The organism is Nonomuraea sp. B12E4 (genome assembly GCF_039871825.1).
Lineage (GTDB): Bacteria > Actinomycetota > Actinomycetes > Streptosporangiales > Streptosporangiaceae > Nonomuraea.
The window spans coordinates 15947-34104 of the sequence record NZ_JBDPME010000013.1 but is presented as its reverse complement, the minus strand read 5'-3'; the positions used below and the strand labels follow the sequence as shown (position 1 = coordinate 34104).

Here is an 18158-nt window from a genome sequence, read left to right as displayed (position 1 = left end):
AGTGCCGTCGCCTGGAGGAGCGGCGGGAGCGAAGCGACCAGAGCGGGGGAAGGCGGCGGCATCAGGCGACCGAGCCGCCTCACGCAGTGAGGCCATGAGACACGCGGGTCAGGGTCGCGGTACGCGAGTCGATCGAAAGTACGGATCTCGCGCGAGTTCCGTGAACGCCCGGCCGGCCCCGGACCCCGTGTCGAAGCTCGTGTCACCGCGTGGCGCCTGCGGTGAGTCGAAGTAGAGCAGCGCCTTGATCTGCGGATAACGCTTGATCTGCCGGCGCACCGACTCGAAGAACGCCCGCTTGAACGCGGGATCCTCGGCCCGCCCGAACACCCCCCACTCCGCCACCATGACCGGCTTGCCGGGGAAGCGCGCCTGCATCCACCGGTAGAACCCCGGCCAGTCCGGATATTCCTTGCGCCGCTTGTTGACCAGCCCGTCGAAGTCGCGCACCCGGTCATCTGCGTAGGGGTCCATGGCCACCCAGTCCACCACGTCGTCGCCCGGATAGAGGTCCTCGAACCAGCGCTTGGCCGCCCAGTTGGGCGCCCCCATGTACGTCATCACCATGACCGCGTTCTTCACCCCCTCCTCCCGCAGCCGGAGCACCACGTGCCGGAACATGGCCGCGTAGTCGGTGGCCCGCATGCCCGAGCCGGCCGAGTCGTCCACATCGTTCTCCGGCTCGTGGTGGACGGTGAGGAAGAACCGCTCGGGGAAGGTACGCCTGAGGTGGCCTGCCAGCCGGGTGATCCGGGCATCGAGGGCGCCGTCGGCGATCTCCGCCCAGGTGTGCTCGAACGACGGCTTCCAGTTGATCATGAGCAGCCGCGGCCTGGCCGGGTCGCGGGCCAGTCTGATCTCGGCGCCGGTGGGGAACAGCTCGCTGCCCCGGTGGTAGACGTGCAGGACGTCGGCGGCGGCGCCCATGCGCGACTCCGCGGCATGCAGCGCCTGGTCCACCGGCGCCCCGCTGAAGACCTCGGGCGCGATGCCCCACCAGACGCCGCACGACGGGATGAGCCTCGTGGTGGCCGTGCAGGAGGGCGCGCCCGCCACCGTCGCCGCCCCCGGGGCCCTGACCGCCTCGGGAGTCGCTCCGGGAACCGGCGTCGTGACCGCTCCGGCGGCCGTCGCCGGGAGCGTCCCGGTGACCGTTCGCGGGGCCGCCACCGCCGTCGGGCGTGCGTGGGAACCGGCCGCGCCGGAGCAAGCGGCCAGCATCGCGACCATCGCCGCGATGAACGCGATATTCGTAGCAGAATGTGAAATTCCCCGTAGCTGCAAAGCCTTTCAACCCCCTCGTCGAATGACCCCCGCCTATCAAACCTGAACCTTGCCATGTGATTCCTGGAACTTCAGCCAGTGTGAGAGTCTCCCCAGCTCATCACGGCTCCCGGTCGCCAGAATTTCCGGATATTTCGCTTTAAGAAGTGACGCTTTTTCGGCCGTACGGAAAAAATCTTGTGTATTGCCCCAGGGAATTGACCGGTCGCCCTATAGTGGGCGGGCACCCCGGCACGTGACGAATCCAGGAGAAACTCCCCCATGAGCTCCGGCACGGACCTGGACGAGCACCTCGCCCTCTTGCGCAGGCGGTGGCTGGTCCTCGTGGGCTGCGTCGTGTTCGGCGGCACGGCGGGGCTGGCGCTGATGCGCCTCACACCGCCCGCCTACACCGCGACCACCCAGGTGCTCGTCATGCCGGTCGGCGCGCAGGAGCCGGGCAACCAGGTGACCGCCCGTCAGCGCGAGCCGCTCAACCTCGACACCGAGGCGCAGATCGCGCGGTCGGCCGTGGTCGCGGCGCGGGCGGCCGGGGCGCTGGCGGGCCGCGCGCCCGAGCCGGCCGAGGTGTCGGTGCCGCCCAACTCGTCGGTGTTGTGGATCTCGGTGACGACCGGTGAGCCGGTCGGCGCGGCGGCCCAGTCCCGCGCGTACGCGGAGGCCTACCTGGCCAACCGCCGCGAGTCGACGCTGACCGCGATGGCCGCGCAGCAGCAGGCCGTGCTGGCCAAGCTCAAGCAGGTCAACGCGGGGATCAGCCTGGTGATCAAGGAGCTGGGCGGGCTGCCCAGGGGCAGCGCCGAGCACGCCATCGCCGCCCAGCGCCAGGGCGTGCTCAACCGGCAGGCCGCCAGCCTGGCGCTGAAGTACGACGCGCTGCGGACGGTCGCGGTGACCCCCGGCACGATCATCAGCCAGGCCACGCCGCCGGCCGCGCCCAGCTCGCCCAGCCTGCCGCTGCACCTCGGCACCGGGCTGATGGCCGGGCTGCTCGTCGGCTCCGCCGCCGCCTACACCCGCGACCGGCTCGACCGGCGGCTGCGCACGGCCGCCGACGTCGAGCGGCTGACCGGGCTGCGGGTGCTGGCCGACCTGTCGGGCCCGCGCGATCCCGACGTGCTGCACGAGCTGGCCTGCACCGTGGTCGCCGCGTGCCAGGGGGCGACCACCCGCCGGCGGCTGCTGGTCAAGGCGCTGCCCGCCGACCTGTACGCGTCATCGCTGGCCGAGCCGCTGGCCGTCACCGCGCCGCTGTCGGTGCTCGACGGCTCCGACGTGCGCGACCTGGCCAGGGCGGAGGCGGCGCTGCTGCTCGTGGGGCTGGGCCGGGTCAGCTCGACCGAGGTCTCCGCCGCCGCGCGCAAGCTGGCCGAGCACGACGTGCCGGTCGTCGGCGTGGTGACGGCGACCGACGCGGTGCCCTCGTTCGTACCGCTGCTGGAGCCGCGCCCGCACACCTCGCTCGGCAAGCTCGTCGCGACCGGCGAGCTGGAGGTGAGCGTGTCCGCCGAGACCACGCCCATGCAGGCGTTGCACCACCGGCGGCGGCCCGGCAATCCGACGTGAGGGGGCCCGCGTGGCCCATCGGGGCCCTGCTGGTCGGCTACCCGCTCTGGTGGGCGCTGGGGTTCGGCGGGCTGTCGGTGATCGTGCTCGCGGTGCCGATGGCGGTGGTGCTGTGGCGGCGCAGGCCGGTCAGGGTGCCGCGCGGGTTCGGGCTGTGGGCGTTGCTGCTGGCCGGATACCTGGTGAGCGCACTGATGCTGGCGGAGTCGCCGCCCGGCACGTACGGCGACCTCGGACCCGGCCGGGTGATCGGCTACGTCATGCGGCTGGCACTCTACGTGGCCGTCCTGGTCATGGTGCTCTACCTGGGCAGCCTGACCGAACGCGAGCTGCCGCAGCTCCGGCTCGTCCGGATGCTGGGTGTGCTGTTCGTCACCACGGTCGCCGGCGGGCTGCTCGGCGTGTTCTTCCCCGGCTTCGCCTTCACCGCTCCGATGGAGCTGCTGCTGCCCGACTGGCTGGCGGGCAACTCGTTCGTACAGAACCTCATCCACCCCACCGCCGCGCAGACCCAGAAGGTGCTGGGGTTCTCCCTGCCGAGGCCGGAGGCGCCGTTCGAGTGGGCGAACGCGTGGGGCAGCAACGCGTCGGTGCTGCTGGTCTGGTTCGTGGTCGGCTGGTGGGTGTACGGCGGGTCGCGGCAGAAGGTCTTCGTGGCCGCCGTGCTCGCCCTGGCCGCGATCCCCGTCGTCTACTCGCTCAACCGCGGCCTCTGGATCGGCCTCGGCCTGGCCGTGCTCTACGTGGTCGTCCGGGTGGGCGGGCGCACGAGGGTCGTCCTGTGCGGGGCGGTGACGGCGGCGGCGCTGGCGTTCGCGCTCAGCCCGCTGGCCTCCCTCGTCATGCAGCGGCTGGACAAACCGCACTCCAACGACATCCGGGCCTTCACCGTGACCGCGACCCTCGCGGCGGCCGGCCACTCTCCGATCATCGGCTACGGCAACACCCGCAACGCCCTGGGCAACCACCGCACGATCACCACGGGCAAGACCCAGTGGTGCGAGGGGTGCGGGCATCCGCCGCTGGGCAGCGACGGGCAGCTCTGGCTGCTGATCATCACGCAGGGGTTCACCGGGGCGGCGCTCTACGTGGCGTTCTTCCTGGGGGCGATCCGCCGCCACTGGCGTGACCGCAGCCCGGTGGGGCTGGCCGGGGTGCTGGTGATGGGGCTCGTCCTGCTCTACATGTTCGTCTACGACGGCCTGGTCACGCCGCTCAGCCTCTATCTCATCTCATTCGCCCTGCTGTGGCGGAACTCCACGCGGAGTGACGCCTGCCTTCGGAGTAACGCATGAACGACGCCGCGGTCCGGCTCGAATACCTCGCGGACACCGTACGGCTGCTGTATCCGGGGGCGGGCTCGCCCCGGGCGTACACGGTGCTGCCGCACGCGGCCGTGCCCCGGCGGCTGGCGCCGCGGCGCTGGTGGCATCCCTGGCCCCGGGTCGTGGTGCCGGTCGAGGGGTCCATCGCGGCGCATCTCGGCGAGGTGTTGGGGCGCCCGGTGGAGACCGTTCTCCACGTACGGCCGGCGTTGCGGGCCAACCGGAAGCCCGTCCTTGAGGCCCGGTCCGGCGGGCGGCGGCTGGCGTTCGTGAAGATCGGTGACAGCGAGCGGGCTCGCGCCCTGGTCACCGCAGAGGCGGCGGCCCTGCGCCGGCTGGCCGGACTGCCGCTGGACACGGTCACCGTGCCCCGCGTGCTGCACCACGGCTCCTGGCGGGGGCTCGCGGTGCTGGCACTTTCACCACTGCCGGTACGCCGCCGCCAGGTGCCGCGGCGGCTCCTCCTCGACGCGATCAAGGAGATCGCGGGCACCGGGGGGCCGTCCCCGGCCTGGCACGGGGACCTCGCGCCGTGGAACATGTGCCCGTCGCGGGACGGCCGGGTGCTGGTGTGGGACTGGGAGCGCTACGAGGTCGGCGTCCCGTACGGCTTCGACGCCGTACACCATTTCTTCCAGCGGGCGCTGCGCCGGATGGACCCGCCGCTGGCGGCGCAGGCGTGCCTGGCGCGGGCCGCACGCGAGCTGGCGCCGCTCGGCGTGTCCGGGGCGGCGGCCAGACAGACCGCGCTGCGCTACCTGATCGCGCTGGCCGACCGCCACGCCGCCGACGGGCACTCACCGCTCGGGCCGCCGGAGTCCTGGCTCAGCCCGGTCGCCGACCACGAGGAGCTATTGACGTGAGAACGACGAAGCGGTCACTGATGTCGGTGTCGCGGGCGGCAGGACGGCTGTCCGCGCGGGCGCGGGTGTTGCCGTCGTTCCTGATCGCGGGGGCGCAGCGGTGCGGCACCACCTCGCTCTACCGGGCGCTGGCTCAGCACCCGCTGCTGCTCAAGCCGGTGCTGCACAAGGGGGTGCACTATTTCGACGTCGGCTACGGGCGCGGAATGCCCTGGTATCAGGCGCACTTCCCGCTGCGGATGAGCGCGGCGCTGCTAGCCCACCGGTACGGCGCCGGGGCCCTCGCCTTCGAGTCCGCCCCCTACTACCTGTTCCACCCGCTGGCCGGGGAGCGGATCGCGGCCGACCTGCCGGGGGTGAAGCTGATCGTGCTGGTCCGGGACCCGGTGGCGCGGGCCTCCTCCGCCCACGCCCACGAGCTGGCCAGGGGCTTCGAGACGGAGTCCCACTTCGAGTACGCGGTGGAGCTGGAGGCGCGGCGCCTGGCCGGGGCCGAGGAGCTGCTGCGCGAGTCGCCCCACGCCCTGCACCACTCGCACCGCCACCACGGCTACCTGGCGCGCGGCCGCTACGCCGAGCAGCTCGACCGGCTGGAGCCGCTGATCGGCCGCGAGCACATCCTGGTGCTGGACAGCCACCGGTTCTTCGCCGAGCCGGAGCCGGTCTATGACCTGGTGCTGGAGTTCCTGGGGATGCCGCACCTGGGCTATCCGGAGTTCGAGCGGCACAACCGCCGCGCCCTCCCCCGGCCGGTGCCCCAGGCCCTGGAGCGGGCGCTGCGGGACCACTTCGAGCCGTACGACGCTCGGCTGGCGCGGTGGCTGGATGGTGAGCCCTCGTGGCGGCGGTGACCGGCGTGCTGGGGCGCAAGGGGATCGCCGGGGTCACCGGGGCGGTGGCCTGCGCGGGGCTGCAGCTCGCGCTGGTGGTGGTCGTGACCAGGGCGTTCGCTCCGGCGGAGGCGGGGGCGTTCTTCACCGCGACCGCGCTGGCGCTGATGGTGGCCGGGGTCGCGAAGCTGGATGCGGGGAACGGGCTCGTGTACTTCATCGCGCGAGCGAAGGCGTATGGGTATCTCGGCATATCCGGATATATCCGGGCGGCCGTGGTGCCGTGCGCGGTGGTGTCCTGCACCGCCGGAGTGGCGCTGTATCCGCGGCTGGGGCCGCTGGCGGTGGCACTGCCGGTCATGGTGGTGGGAGACGTCCTGCTGGCCGCCACCCGGGGGTTCGGGGCCGTGCGGCCCACCGTGGTGCTGGACGGGGTGGTGGTGCCCGGGTGCCAGCTCGCGCTGGTGGCCGTCGTCGCCTGGGCGGCGGCTGGCGGGGAGGTGTCCGGTGCCGGGGTGGCCGGGTGGCTGGCGTTCGCGTGGGCGGCACCGTACGCGGTGGTGCCGGTGCTGGCGGCGGCGGCGCTGCGCGGGCGGGTGCCGCCCGGTCGCTACCTGCCGGGCACCGGGCGGGATCTGTGGCGGTACACCGCTCCCCGGTCGGTCGCGGGGGCGGTCCAGGCGGTGTTCCAGCGGGTGGACATCGTGATCGTCGCGCTGCTCGCCGGGCCGGCGCAGGCCGCCGTCTACACGGCCGCCACCCGGTTCAAGGTGGCGGGGCAGCTCGCCAACCAGGGGCTGGCGCAGGCCGTACAGGCTCGGTTGGTCAGCGCGCTGGCGACCGGGGAGGCGGCGCTGGCCAGGGAGCTGTACCAGGCCGCGACGCTCTGGCTGGTGCTGCTGACGTGGCCGGTGTGGCTGGCCTACGCCGTGCTGGCGCCCGTGGTGCTGCGGGTGTTCGGCCCCTCGTACGACGCGGCGGCGCCGGTGGCGCTGGTGCTGGCCGGGACGATGATGGTGGCCACCGCCTGCGGGATGGTGGACGTCGTGCTGACGGCGGCCGGGCACACTGGCACGAGCCTGCTCAACCTGCTGGCCGCCGTCTCCTGCACCCTGGTCCTGGACGTGGCCCTGATCCCGGCGCACGGGGCGCTGGGGGCGGTCATCGGCTGGTCGGGCGGCGTGATCGTGAAGAACCTGCTCCCCCTGTGGCAACTGCACCGCCGCTACCGCCTGCACCCGTTCGGCCGCCACACCCTGACGGCCCTGCGCGTCCGGGCGGCGGCATGAGCGAGGAGCCGCCTCCCGTGCTGGTGACCGGGCTCCCGAGGAGCGGCACGAGCTGGACCGGCCGGATGCTGGCCGCCGGCGGCGACCTCGTCTACGTCAACGAACCCCTCAACCCCGAGCACCCGCCCGGCCGCTGCCCGGGGGTGCTCAAAGCCCCCGTGACCCACAGGTTCCAGTACATCTGCGACGACAACGCCGCCTCCTGGCTGCCCGCCTTCCGCGACACGGTGGCGCTGCGCTACCGCTGGCTCGCCGAGCTGCGCGCCAACCGCTCCCCGTACGACCTGGCCCGCCTCCTCCGCTACGGCACCGCCTTCGCCTTCGGCCGGCTGGCGGGCCGGCGCGCCCTGCTGGACGACCCGTTCGCGGTGCTGAGCGCGGGCTGGTTCGCCGCGCGGCTGGGGTGCCGGGTGATCGCGCTGGTACGGGACCCGGTGTCGTTCGTGGCGAGCTGGCGGCGGCTGGGGTGGACCGTCTACTTCCACGAGCTGCTGGAGCAGCCGCTGCTGGTCCGCGACCATCCGGAGCTGCTGGAGCTGCGTGCCCTCGTCGGCTCCCAGGACCACGTGGCCAAGACGGCCGCCCTGTGGCGGGCGACCCACACGATCCTGGCCCGCACCCCCGGCATCCTGCTCACCTCGTACGAGTCCCTGGCCGCCGACCCGCTCCCCGGCTTCCAGCGCCTGTACGCCCACGCGGGCCTGCCCTGGACCCCGGCCGCCGAAGGCCGGATCACCCGCGCCTGCACGGACCGGCCAGGCTCAGCCCGCGCGACCGGGGCGGGTTTCACCTGGTCCGGCCTCTCCCGCACGGCCTACCGCCGCATGGACCCCCGTCACGCCCTCAGCCACGCCACCCGCGGCCTGACCCCGGACGAGATCACCCGTATCCGCACCCTCACCACGTAGACGGGCGCGCTCTCATCGCCTGGACGGACCTGCTCCCCTGTCGCCTCGGCGTCCTGCTCCCCTGCCGCCCGCGTGGGCGCCTCTCATCTCCCGAGCCGCACGGCCAGGGCGCCGCCCAGCAGGCGCCCCGCGAACGGCAGGCCGTCCACCAGGTAGCGCCGCGCCAGCCGCCTGGGCTCGCCGGCCAGCCGGAACGCCCACTCCAGCCCTGCCCTGCGCAGCCATTCCGGCGCCCGGGGGGCGGTGCCCGCCGCGAAGCCGACGGCCGCCCCGCAGCCCAGGAACCAGGTGCCCGGCAGCGCGTCCCGCAGGCCGGCGACGAGCCGGTCCTGCCGGGGGAACCCGAGCCCGGCGAACACCAGCTTGGGCCGGGCCGCGACAACCTTCGCCCGGACGCTCTCGATCCCCTCCGGGGTGGCGTCGAAGCCGTAGGGCGGCGCGTGCGCGCCGCACACCCGCAGCCGTGGGTGGCGGGCGGTGAGCCGGTCGGCGGCCTGGAGCGCCACGCCCGGCGGGCCGCCGAGCAGGTAGACGGGCCAGCCGTGCCGGGCGGCGAGCTCGCTGAGCGACCAGATGAGATCGGCCCCCGTGACCCGCTCGGGCACGGGGGTGCCGAGCAGTCTGGCGGCCCAGACCAGCGGCATCCCGTCGGCCACCACGAGGTCGGCGGCGCACACGAGGTCCCGGAGCGCGGGATCGCTGGCGGCGGCCCGGCAGATGTCGACGTTCGGGGTGACGATCCGGCCGCCCCGTCCCGCCGCCAGCTCGGCGGCCACCCACCGGACGACCTCGCCCTCGGTGAGCGCGTCGAAACCGATCCCGCCCACCCACACCCGCTCGGCGGCGGTCCGCCCGGGCACCGGACCAGTCCATTCCGCAGCGACCGGTGTGAGCTCGGCCGCCGCGGGCGCGGGCCTGTCCACTATGTCAGCGCCCCCCACCACGCCCGCCACCACGCCCGCCACCACGCCCGCCACCACGCCCGCCACCGGGCCAGGCACCGCAGAAGCGGAAGCTAACGCCACGGACACGGTGGGCATCGTCAGAGCGAAGGGCGGCGCTACCTGCGCGGGCTCGGCCGCCACGGATGTCGTTGCCCGGGTCGGGTCGGCACCGGGGCGTTGGGCGAGGATGCGGGGATCGGGTGGGGTCAAATGCCGTGCCCCCGGTTGTGCAGGGCCGAGAGCACTCTGGGTGCCGACACGAGGCCGGCGGCGACCGCCAGGGCGATCGGGGCGCGCGGTTCGGCGAAGCGGGCCTTGAGCGACCGGGCGGCCCAGCGGGCGGCTTCGCGCCGGTGCCCCAGGGCCGCGTGGCCGAAGGCCAGCTGGCCGTAGACCCGCGCCGCGCCACGCCGATCCACGGCCAGTTCGGGGTGCCGGGCGAGCATCCAGTCGAGCCCGGCGATGCGATCCGCCCATCGGGCGACATAGTGGGATCCGCCCCATCGGACCCGGACGAGCGGCCGATCGACGTGCACGATGGGATGCCTCCGGGCGGCGCGCAGGGCCAGGTCCCAGTCCTCGTTCTGACCGGCGGGCGCGCTCTCGTCGGCCCACAATCCGCCACGCTCGAACAGGAACGTCGACGAGTGCACCATCACCATCCGCGAGCGGACCAGATCGTCCACGGTCACGACCGAGGTCCCGGCGAGCCGGGGCACGCGGCGGCACCCGTACTCCACCTCGATGCCGCAACTGGCGAACTCACCGCCGTCCCGCAGCGCCCCCACCTGCGCGGCGAGCTTGCCCGGCAGCCAGAGGTCGTCGTCGTCGCAGAAGGCTACGAGGTCGGTGTCGCAGGCCGCGATGCCGGTGTTGCGCGCCCCGGGGAGCCCGGCGGTGAGCGTGTTGGGCAGGACGCGAACCGTGTGGCGAGCCCCGATGACGACACTCGCCACCTGGTCGGCCACCACACCATCCGGGAGCGGGGCGTCCACCACCACGGCCACGGAGAGCCTGCCCGGGTAGTCCTGGGCCAGCACCGCCGCCACCGCCTCGCGGAGCTGGGCGGGCCGGTCGCCGCGGGTGGGTACGACGACGCCGACGGACGGGGTCACGCCGCCGCCCCCCGGTAGCCGTACCTGGCTCTGAGCGGCCAGGTGAGGGCGTCGACCACCCGGCGGTCCCGCCGGGGCAGCCCCGACACCCACGAGTCGTCCCTGCGCAGCTCCACCCGCCCCAGGTGGAAACGCATCGGATTGCCGGAGGCGGTGTGCGAGGGGCCCAGCCACGCGGTGCGCCCGTCGAGGAACGGCCGCTCCGGCTCGGCCAGCCCGAGCAGCCGGGCCAGGGCCACGAGCATGTCCTCCGGGGCGGCGACGAGGTCCTCGTAGCGGATCCTGATCACCCGCCCACCACGGCCGTGGAGCAGCTCGATGGCGGCGTTCTGGGCGGTCCAGTGGATCGCCGTGCGGGCCGGGCCCCAGCGGGTCATGGGGCGCCCGTCCTCGGGCCGCCGTACGGTCCTGCCCCAGGAGTGGGCGACCGCGCGCGGGTCCCTGACCACGTGGATGATCCGCAGGTCCATCCCGCTCGCCAGCAGGCAGCAGGCCAGCGACGCGTGCTTGCTGGAGTCGATCACGACCGGGGCGTCCACGGCGTCGTACAGGAGCCGGTGGATCCGCGCGTATTCGGCCAGATCGGGATGGGCGATCCGGCCGATCCTGCGCGTGCGGTCGACGCGGCGCCGGAGTTCGAGGACCCGCTCGGCCAGCGGCCGGGTCCATCCGCCGAACGCGCGCTCCCCCACCTGACGCCAGAAGGCGCAGGCGGGGAACGCCACGCCGCACCCGCAGAGCTCCTCCGAGATGACCCCCCTCTCCCAAAGGTGCGTCACCTCCCCGAGTGCCACCACGCCGGGAAGCTCGCCCAGGAGCCTCTCCAGCAGAGTGGTGCCGCTGCGGCCGAGACCACCCAGGTAGATCACTCGGGCGGTGATTGCACGATCATTCACGGAGAAGGGCCTTCGCGTGGTGAATACGGAACGCGAAGACCCTAACGCGGAGAGTAATCAACAGGTCACGGAACGACCAAAAGATCTACCTTCAGTTCGCGTCGATGACCATGCCGGCGCCGACCGTGCCGTTGGTGGCCTCGTCCACCAGGATGAACCCGCCGGTCTGCCGGTTGCGCGCGTAGTCGTCCACGAACAGCGGCTGCGTGACCCGCAGCGACACCCGGCCGATCTCGTTGAGGCCGAGCGAGGTGGCCTCCTCGTCCCGGTGCAGGGTGTTGACGTCGAGCCGGTAGTGCAGGTCGCGTACGAGGGCGCGGGCCGAACGGGTGGTGTGCTTGATCGACAGCTTGGAACGCGGCGTCAGCTTGACCCCGTCGGCCATCCAGCAGACCATCGCCTCCAGCTCCTGCGCGACCTGCGGCTGGTTGTTGGGCCGGGCGATCATGTCGCCGCGCGAGATGTCGAGGTCGTCCTCGAAGCGCAGCGTCACCGACATGGGCGGGAACGCCTCCTCCACGGGCCCGTCGAAGGTGTCGATCGAGGCGATCCGCGTGGTCAGCCCCGAGGGCAGGTGCACGACCTCGTCGCCGGGCTTCAGCACGCCACCCGCGACCTGGCCCGCGTAGCCGCGGTAGTCGTGGAAGGCGTGCTCGGTGGCGCGCTGGGGGCGGATGACGTACTGGACGGGGAAGCGCACGTCGGTCAGGTTGCGGTCGGAGGCGATGTGCACGTTCTCCAGGTGGTGCAGCAGCGACGTGCCGAGATACCAGGGCGTGTTCTCGGAGCGCGAGACCACGTTGTCGCCGTTGAGCGCGGAGATCGGGATGAAGGTGAGGTCGGCGACGTTGAGCTTGGAGGCGAACGCCGTGAACTCCTCCCTGATCTCCTCAAAGCGCTCCTGCGAGTAGTCGACCAGGTCCATCTTGTTGACCGCCAGCACCAGGTGCGGCACCCGCAGCAGCGAGGTCAGGAACGCGTGCCTGCGCGACTGCTCCAGCACGCCCTTGCGGGCGTCGATCAGGATGATCGCCAGGTCGGCGGTGGAGGCCCCGGTGACCATGTTGCGGGTGTACTGGATGTGGCCGGGCGTGTCGGCGATGATGAACTTGCGGCGTGGCGTCGCGAAATATCGGTACGCCACGTCGATCGTGATCCCCTGCTCCCGCTCGGCCCGCAGGCCGTCGGTCAGCAGCGACAGGTCGGTGTATTCGGTGCCCCGGTCGCGCGAGGTGCGCTCGACCGCCTCCAGTTGGTCCTCGAAGATGGCCTTGGAATCGAAGAGCAACCGACCGATGAGGGTGGACTTGCCGTCGTCGACGCTCCCCGCGGTCGCAAAGCGAAGAATGTCCATTAGAAGTAACCCTCTCGCTTCCGATCTTCCATGGCGGCCTCGGACGAGCGATCGTCGGCCCTGGTGGCCCCGCGCTCGGTGATCCGGGTGGCCGCGATCTCCTCGATGATCTCCTCAACCGTGGCGGCCGGGGACTGCACGGCGCCCGTGCAGGTCATGTCGCCCACGGTCCGGTAGCGCACCACCGCCTCGAACAGCGGCTCGTCGTCGCCCCGCTGCACGACCTCGGAGTCGGGCAGCAGCATGCCGTCGCGCTCGAACACCTTGCGGGTGTGGGCGAAGTAGATCGAGGGGATCTCGATGCCCTCGCGCCGGATGTAGTCCCAGACGTCGAGCTCGGTCCAGTTGGACAGCGGGAAGACGCGGATGTGCTCGCCCTTGCGGATGCGCGCGTTGTAGAGGTTCCACAGCTCGGGGCGCTGGTTCTTCGGGTCCCACTGCCCGAAGTCGTCGCGGAAGGAGAACACCCGCTCCTTGGCCCTGGCCTTCTCCTCGTCCCGCCGGGCACCGCCGAAGACCGCGTCGAACTCGTGCTCCTCGATCCCGTCGAGCAGCGTGGTGGTCTGCAGGCGGTTGCGCGAGGCGCGCCGCCCGGTCTCCTCGACCACCCTGCCCTGGTCGATCGAGTCCTGCACGCTCGCCACGATCAGCCGCGCGCCCAGCTCCGCGGCGCGGCGGTCGCGAAACTCGATGACCTCATCGAAATTGTGTCCCGTGTCAACGTGCATGAGCGGGAACGGAATGGCCGCCGGCCAGAACGCCTTCTCCGCGAGGCGGAGCATGACGATCGAGTCCTTGCCCCCGGAGAAGAGCAGGCAGGGACGCTCGAACTCTGCCGCCACCTCTCGCATGATGTGGATGGCCTCGGCTTCGAGCACGTCGAGCTGCGACGTCGTGTAGTCGCGCTGGAGCATGGGAGCTTCCTCCGGCGGTTAGCGATGCAGGTCCCGAATCCCGGCGAGCAGCGATGCCGCCAGCTCCGGTAGGGAAACAAGGATATCCGGTAGTGACGGGTCGGCCTGGTTGTAGGTCAGCTCGGACCCGTCGATGCGGCTCGCGTGCGCCCCGGCCGCCTGGGCGACGGCGACCGGCGCGGCGGAGTCCCACTCGTACTGACCGCCGGCGTGCACGTATGCCTCGACCTCGCCGGTGAGCACGGCGGAGATCTTGGCCCCGGCGGACCCGATCGGCACCAGGTCGGCGCCGACGAGATAGGCGAGTTTCTGTACGAACTCGGGCGGCCTGGTGCGGCTCACGGCAATCCGGAAGCGGCCCCCCTCGTGGACGGGCCGCTTGGGCGGGTCGGCCGTGGTCAGCGTGCGGCCCTGGGCGGGCAGCGCCACGGCGCCCGCCGCCAGCTTGCCCCGCTCCCACAGCGCCACGTGCACGGCCCAGTCGGAGCGGCCCTCCGCTGTGCCGATGGTCGCGCTCCCTTCGGCCCCGTCCTGGTTACGCGGGCTGCCGCTTCCGGGGCCGGCTCGCCGCTCCGAGAACTCGCGGGTGCCGTCGAGCGGATCGACGATCCACACCCGGTCGGCGCGGAGCCGGCGCGGGTCGAGCCGCTCCTCGCGGGTGGCCTCTTCGGACAGGATGTTGTCACTCGGCCGCAGCCGGGCCAGCGACTCCATCAGAAAGACATGGGAGGACCGGTCGCCCTCGGCCCGCAGGGCGGACGAGTCGCCGAATCCCAGCCGGTCGCGAACCCGCAGCAGCCTCTCGCCTGCTTCGGTCGCCAGGTCGGCGGCCACTGCGTGGTCGTCGCGAATCGTCATCAATAAGCTCCTTGCCCACGGGCGACGGCCGACCAAGTCTTCCACAGGATCTGGAGGTCCATGGTGAGGGACCAGTTCTCCACGTAACGCAGGTCTAGGCGAACGGATTCCTCCCACGATAGGTCAGATCTTCCACTCACCTGCCACAGCCCGGTGAGGCCGGGGCGTACGAGAAGGCGTCTGCGCACGTCGTCACCGTAGCGCGCGACTTCCTCCGGCAGCGGGGGCCGGGGGCCGACCAGGGACATGTGGCCGCGTACGACGTTGATGAGCTGGGGCAGCTCGTCAAGCGAGTGCCGGCGCATGACCGTGCCGAGCGGCGTGACCCGCGGATCGTTTCGGATCTTGAACAGCACCCCGGAGCGGTCGCTGACCAGGGTGAGCCTCTGCTGCTCCGAACCACGACGCATGGTACGGAACTTCACGATCGTGAAGAGCGTGCCGTCCTTGCCCACCCTGGTCTGCCGGAACAGCGCGGGCCCCGGGCTCGTCACCCGCACGGCGACCGCGAGGCCCGCCAGCAGCGGCGCCAGCAGCACCAGCAGCGCGGCGGCGACCAGCCGGTCGAAGATGTTCTTGGCGAGCTGCCTGGCCCCGGCCAGCTCGGGGTGCTCCACGTGCAGCAGCGGCAGCCCGGCGGCCGGTCGGATCATGATGCGCGGCCCGGCCACGTCCATCAGCGCAGGGGCGACCACCAGCTCGGTGTGCGTGCGCTCCAGCCGCCAGGCCAGCCGCCGCAGCGTCTGGCCGTCCATCTCGGGGCAGGCCAGTACGGCCACGGTGTCGGCGCCGAACTGGCCGACCACGATCGCCACGTCGCTGAGGTCGCCGGCGACCGGCACGTCGCCCACCTGCCCGCCCGGCGCGCCGCCCGGCGCGCAGGCGGCCACGACGTCCATGCCGTGGTAACGCTCCCTGCGGAAAAGCTGCACCAGCTCGGCGATCGAGGCCGGATGGCCGACCGCGACCACCCGGCGCATGCACTCGCCCCGCGCCCGGCGCCGGTGCAGGCCGCGCCGCAGGGCGTACCGGAAGACGAGGGTGAGCAGCGTGACGAGCGGCAGGGCGAGCACGACGTAGCCGCGCGCGACGTCGGTCTTGGTGAGGTAGGAGCCGATGGCGGTGCCCGCGATGAGCGCCACACCCGCCTGCATGACCCGGCGGAACTCCTCGGAGCCGACGCCCAGCATCCGCGGCTCGTAGGCCCGGTTGAGCGCCACCGCGCAACACCACACCACCGGCAGCGCCAGGCTGACCAGCAGGTACGGCAGCGCGTACGGGGTCAGCCCGCCGAACCGCACCCAGAAGGCGCCGCAGGCCCCGATGCCCGCCCCGCACAGGTCGGCCAGCACCGCGTGCAGGCGGTAGGAGCGGACCCAGGCCGGCGTGCGCGGGCTCCCCCGCCGGGACGCGGCGGGCCCGGAGCCGACAACGGTCATCAGTCCGCGGGCTTCACCGCGCACGCGCGCCTCCAGGTGACCATTCCTGAACGGACAGTCACTGATCGTAGTCGCGGGAATGCGCGCGAACCGGCGAACGGCTCTATGCGGTGATCAGCGTGGAGGGCCGGATATGTGCAGATCAGCCCGGTGGTACTCGTTCTGGGTGGTCTCCAGGCCGCGGGCCATCAGCGACTCCACGACGTCGGCCGCCCGGTCGACCAGGAAGGGCAGGTCCTTGCGCTCCATGGTGGCGAAGTCCCGCAGCACGAAGCTCGCGGGGTCCATGCGGCCGGGCGGACGCCCGATACCGAAGCGGATCCGCAGGTAGTCGCGGGTGCCGAGGACCTTGGTGATCGACTTGAGCCCGTTGTGGCCGTTGTCGCCGCCGCCGAGCTTGGCCCGCAACGCGCCGTAGGGGACGTCGAGCTCGTCGTGGACGACGATCAGCCGGTCCGGGACGATCTTGTAGAAGTCGGAGAGCGCCTTGACGGGGCCACCCGACAGGTTCATGTAGGTCAGGGGCTTGGCCAGGACGGCCTCGCGCGTCTCGCACACCTCGGCCCTGCTCTTGTGCGCCTTGAACCGCCCGCCGGCCCTGGCTGCCAGCTCGTCGAGCACCATGAAGCCCGCGTTGTGCCTGTTGCCCGCGTATTCCGGCCCTGGGTTGCCCAGCCCGGCGATCAGCCAGCGATCCATCTGCACCCCTTACCAGCGGAACGGGGCGGCCCGTACGGCGCCGCCCCGTTCACCGGAGAACGTGTTATTCGGCGGCGGGGGCCTCGGCGGCCTCGCCCACGGCCGCGACCTCACCCTCGGCGGCCTCTTCCTCCGCCGGAGCCTCGACCGGCTTGTTGATGACGTGGAGGACCACGGCCTCGGGGTCGGCGGCCAGCGTGGCGCCCTGCGGGAGCCGGAGCTGGGCGGCGGTGATCGCGGTGCCGACCTCCAGGCCCTCGACGTCGACCTCGACGCCGGTCGGGATGTGGGTGGCCTCGGCCTCCACGGCGATGCTGACGAGCTGCTGGTCGAGCAGGCCGTCGGGGTTGACGTCGCCGACGGTGGTGACCGGGATCTCGACGGTGACCTTCTCACCGCGCCGGACCAGGAGCAGGTCGACGTGCTCGACGAAGCCCTTGATCGGGTCGCGCTGCACGCCCTTGGGCAGGGCCAGCTCGTCGACGTCGTCACCCTTGAGGTGGATCAGCACGTTGGGCGTGCGCAGCGCGAGCAGCACCTCGTGGCCGGGCAGGGTGAGGTGCTTGGGGTCGATGCCGTGCCCGTAGAGAACGGCGGGCACCTTGTCGGAGCGGCGGATCTTGCGGGCTGCGCCCTTGCCGAACTCGGTGCGCTGCTCGGCGGCGATACGTACTTCGGACACGACATCTCCTAGGGATGCACGGGATTCGACTGGTCGAGCGCTCACCCTCACCCGCCCTAGCGGAAGGCGTTACGAGCGCAACCCCGTCAGTCTACTGCGTTGTCCGCCGCGCTTCGTTCTGGTCCGGGGCGCGACGAGGCGACGGGCGCCCGTCGCGGCCCGGATCAGTCACGGCTCAGGTGTCACCCTCGAACAGGCTCGTGACCGAGCCGTCGTTGAACACCTCCGTGATCGCGCGGGCGATCAGCGGTGCGATGGACAGCACCGTCAGCTTGTCGAAGCGGTTGGCCTCGCCCAGCGGCAGCGTGTTGGTGACGATGACCTCGGAGATGCGCGAGTTCTTCAGCCGGTCGACCGCGGGATCGGAGAAGACCGCGTGGGTCGCGGCGGCGAGCACGTTGGTGGCGCCCTGCTCATAGAGGGCGTCGGCGGCCTTGCAGATCGTGCCCGCGGTGTCGATCATGTCGTCGATCAGCACGCAGGTGCGGCCCTGCACCTTTCCGACGACCTCGCTGACCTTCACCGAGTTGGCCACGTCGAGGTCGCGGCGCTTGTGGATGAACGCCAGCGGCGTGCCGAGCGTGTCCGCCCAGCGCTCCGACAGCCGCACGCGGCCGGTGTCGGGCGAGACGACGGTGGTGTTCTCCAGGTCGAGCTTGTCCTTGAGGTAGCTCTCCAGCACCGGCATCGCGAACAGGTGGTCCACCGGGCCGTCGAAGAAGCCCTGGATCTGCGAGGTGTGCAGGTCGATCGACATGAGCCGGTCGGCGCCCGCGGTCTTGAACAGATCGGCCATCAGGCGGGCCGTGATCGGCTCGCGGCCGCGGCCCTTCTTGTCCTGGCGGGCGTAGCCGAAGAACGGCATGACCACGGTGATGCGCTTGGCGGAGGCCCGCTTCAGCGCGTCGACCATGATCAACTGTTCCATGATCCACTTGTTGATGGGGCCCGTGTGGCTCTGGATGACGAACGCGTCGCAGCCGCGTACGGACTCCAGATAGCGGGCGTAGATCTCGCCGTTGGCGAAATCGATCAGTTTGGTGGGAGTGAGCGAGACGCCGACGTGCGCGGCGACCTCGTCGGCCAGTTCGGGGTAGGCCCGGCCGGAGAAGAGCATGAGATTCTTCTCGCCCGGCTGCTTGATGCTGGTCATGAGACCTCCTTCGGCGGCCTCATGACCGTGTGGCTGTGC

Annotated in this window: 17 protein-coding genes; 6 read left to right on the top strand and 11 right to left on the bottom strand. The window is 72.0% G+C overall.

The window, feature by feature from the left end; genetic code table 11:
- Window positions 1-108: 108 nt before the first annotated feature.
- Window positions 109-1170, bottom strand: coding sequence for a hypothetical protein (locus ABGB18_RS27155; RefSeq protein ID WP_347698428.1), 1062 nt, complete (start codon window positions 1168-1170; stop codon window positions 109-111).
- A 375-nt stretch (window positions 1171-1545) separates the two neighbouring features.
- Between ABGB18_RS27155 and ABGB18_RS27150 the strand changes: the two genes are divergently transcribed.
- The 6 genes from ABGB18_RS27150 to ABGB18_RS27125 are packed head-to-tail and all read left to right on the top strand — an operon-like array spanning window position 1546 to window position 8065.
- On the top strand, window positions 1546-2850 hold the full coding sequence (locus tag ABGB18_RS27150; RefSeq protein ID WP_347698427.1) for a Wzz/FepE/Etk N-terminal domain-containing protein: 1305 nt from the start codon (window positions 1546-1548) through the stop codon (window positions 2848-2850).
- Window positions 2847-4145 (top strand): hypothetical protein, encoded by a 1299-nt coding sequence (locus ABGB18_RS27145; RefSeq protein ID WP_347698426.1) that lies wholly within the window; start codon window positions 2847-2849, stop codon window positions 4143-4145. Before ABGB18_RS27150 ends, ABGB18_RS27145 begins: the two co-directional genes overlap by 4 nt.
- The gene (locus ABGB18_RS27140; RefSeq protein WP_347698425.1) at window positions 4142-5038 is read left to right on the top strand and encodes a hypothetical protein; all 897 of its coding nucleotides are present in this window, start codon (window positions 4142-4144) and stop codon (window positions 5036-5038) included. The genes ABGB18_RS27145 and ABGB18_RS27140 overlap by 4 nt, the downstream gene beginning before the upstream one ends.
- Window positions 5035-5889 (top strand): sulfotransferase domain-containing protein, encoded by an 855-nt coding sequence (locus tag ABGB18_RS27135; protein ID WP_347698424.1) that lies wholly within the window; start codon window positions 5035-5037, stop codon window positions 5887-5889. The genes ABGB18_RS27140 and ABGB18_RS27135 overlap by 4 nt, the downstream gene beginning before the upstream one ends.
- Window positions 5877-7157 (top strand): lipopolysaccharide biosynthesis protein, encoded by a 1281-nt coding sequence (locus ABGB18_RS27130; RefSeq protein ID WP_347698423.1) that lies wholly within the window; start codon window positions 5877-5879, stop codon window positions 7155-7157. Before ABGB18_RS27135 ends, ABGB18_RS27130 begins: the two co-directional genes overlap by 13 nt.
- On the top strand, window positions 7154-8065 hold the full coding sequence (locus ABGB18_RS27125) for a sulfotransferase (protein WP_347698422.1): 912 nt from the start codon (window positions 7154-7156) through the stop codon (window positions 8063-8065). Before ABGB18_RS27130 ends, ABGB18_RS27125 begins: the two co-directional genes overlap by 4 nt.
- A gap of 83 nt (window positions 8066-8148) precedes the next feature.
- On the opposite strand, the gene ABGB18_RS27120 is transcribed toward ABGB18_RS27125, so the two are convergent.
- The 10 genes from ABGB18_RS27120 to ABGB18_RS27075 form a co-directional block, all read right to left on the bottom strand.
- A complete protein-coding gene (locus ABGB18_RS27120) occupies window positions 8149-9066 on the bottom strand; it encodes a WecB/TagA/CpsF family glycosyltransferase (RefSeq protein WP_347698421.1) in 918 nt (305 codons plus the stop codon).
- Between the two features lie 149 nt (window positions 9067-9215).
- A complete protein-coding gene (locus ABGB18_RS27115) occupies window positions 9216-10124 on the bottom strand; it encodes a glycosyltransferase family A protein (protein ID WP_347698420.1) in 909 nt (302 codons plus the stop codon).
- Window positions 10121-11020, bottom strand: coding sequence for a sulfotransferase (locus tag ABGB18_RS27110; RefSeq protein ID WP_347698419.1), 900 nt, complete (start codon window positions 11018-11020; stop codon window positions 10121-10123). The genes ABGB18_RS27115 and ABGB18_RS27110 overlap by 4 nt, the downstream gene beginning before the upstream one ends.
- A 91-nt stretch (window positions 11021-11111) precedes the next feature.
- Window positions 11112-12374: a sulfate adenylyltransferase subunit CysN gene (gene cysN, locus ABGB18_RS27105; protein ID WP_347698418.1), complete on the bottom strand. Its 1263-nt coding sequence runs from the start codon at window positions 12372-12374 to the stop codon at window positions 11112-11114.
- A complete protein-coding gene (gene cysD / locus ABGB18_RS27100; protein WP_347698417.1) occupies window positions 12374-13288 on the bottom strand; it encodes a sulfate adenylyltransferase subunit CysD in 915 nt (304 codons plus the stop codon). Before cysD ends, cysN begins: the two co-directional genes overlap by 1 nt.
- Window positions 13289-13306: 18 nt before the next feature.
- A complete protein-coding gene (locus tag ABGB18_RS27095; protein WP_347698416.1) occupies window positions 13307-14146 on the bottom strand; it encodes a 3'(2'),5'-bisphosphate nucleotidase CysQ in 840 nt (279 codons plus the stop codon).
- Window positions 14146-15585 carry a sugar transferase gene (locus ABGB18_RS27090; protein WP_347698618.1) on the bottom strand — a complete coding sequence of 480 codons (1440 nt, stop codon included), beginning with the start codon at window positions 15583-15585 and terminating at the stop codon, window positions 14146-14148. The genes ABGB18_RS27095 and ABGB18_RS27090 overlap by 1 nt, the downstream gene beginning before the upstream one ends.
- 114 nt (window positions 15586-15699) lie before the next feature.
- Window positions 15700-16284, bottom strand: coding sequence for an aminoacyl-tRNA hydrolase (gene pth / locus ABGB18_RS27085; RefSeq protein WP_347698415.1), 585 nt, complete (start codon window positions 16282-16284; stop codon window positions 15700-15702).
- Between the two features lie 64 nt (window positions 16285-16348).
- Entirely contained in the window at window positions 16349-16966 is a 618-nt protein-coding gene (locus ABGB18_RS27080) for a 50S ribosomal protein L25/general stress protein Ctc (protein ID WP_347698414.1), read from the bottom strand.
- Between the two features lie 175 nt (window positions 16967-17141).
- Window positions 17142-18119, bottom strand: coding sequence for a ribose-phosphate diphosphokinase (locus tag ABGB18_RS27075; RefSeq protein ID WP_347698413.1), 978 nt, complete (start codon window positions 18117-18119; stop codon window positions 17142-17144).
- Between the last annotated feature and the right edge of the window lie 39 nt (window positions 18120-18158).

Excerpts from the sequence above, each read along its gene's own strand:
- cysN (WP_347698418.1), bottom strand. The coding sequence starts at position 12,374 with ATGGACATTCTTCGCTTTGCGACCGCGGGGAGCGTCGACGACGGCAAG.
- cysD (WP_347698417.1), bottom strand. The coding sequence starts at position 13,288 with ATGCTCCAGCGCGACTACACGACGTCGCAGCTCGACGTGCTCGAAGCC.
- ABGB18_RS27075 (WP_347698413.1), bottom strand. The coding sequence starts at position 18,119 with ATGACCAGCATCAAGCAGCCGGGCGAGAAGAATCTCATGCTCTTCTCC.
- pth (WP_347698415.1), bottom strand. The coding sequence starts at position 16,284 with ATGGATCGCTGGCTGATCGCCGGGCTGGGCAACCCAGGGCCGGAATAC.
- ABGB18_RS27090 (WP_347698618.1), bottom strand. The coding sequence starts at position 15,585 with ATGACCGTTGTCGGCTCCGGGCCCGCCGCGTCCCGGCGGGGGAGCCCG.
- ABGB18_RS27125 (WP_347698422.1), top strand. The coding sequence starts at position 7,154 with ATGAGCGAGGAGCCGCCTCCCGTGCTGGTGACCGGGCTCCCGAGGAGC.
- ABGB18_RS27140 (WP_347698425.1), top strand. The coding sequence starts at position 4,142 with ATGAACGACGCCGCGGTCCGGCTCGAATACCTCGCGGACACCGTACGG.
- ABGB18_RS27095 (WP_347698416.1), bottom strand. The coding sequence starts at position 14,146 with ATGACGATTCGCGACGACCACGCAGTGGCCGCCGACCTGGCGACCGAA.
- ABGB18_RS27150 (WP_347698427.1), top strand. The coding sequence starts at position 1,546 with ATGAGCTCCGGCACGGACCTGGACGAGCACCTCGCCCTCTTGCGCAGG.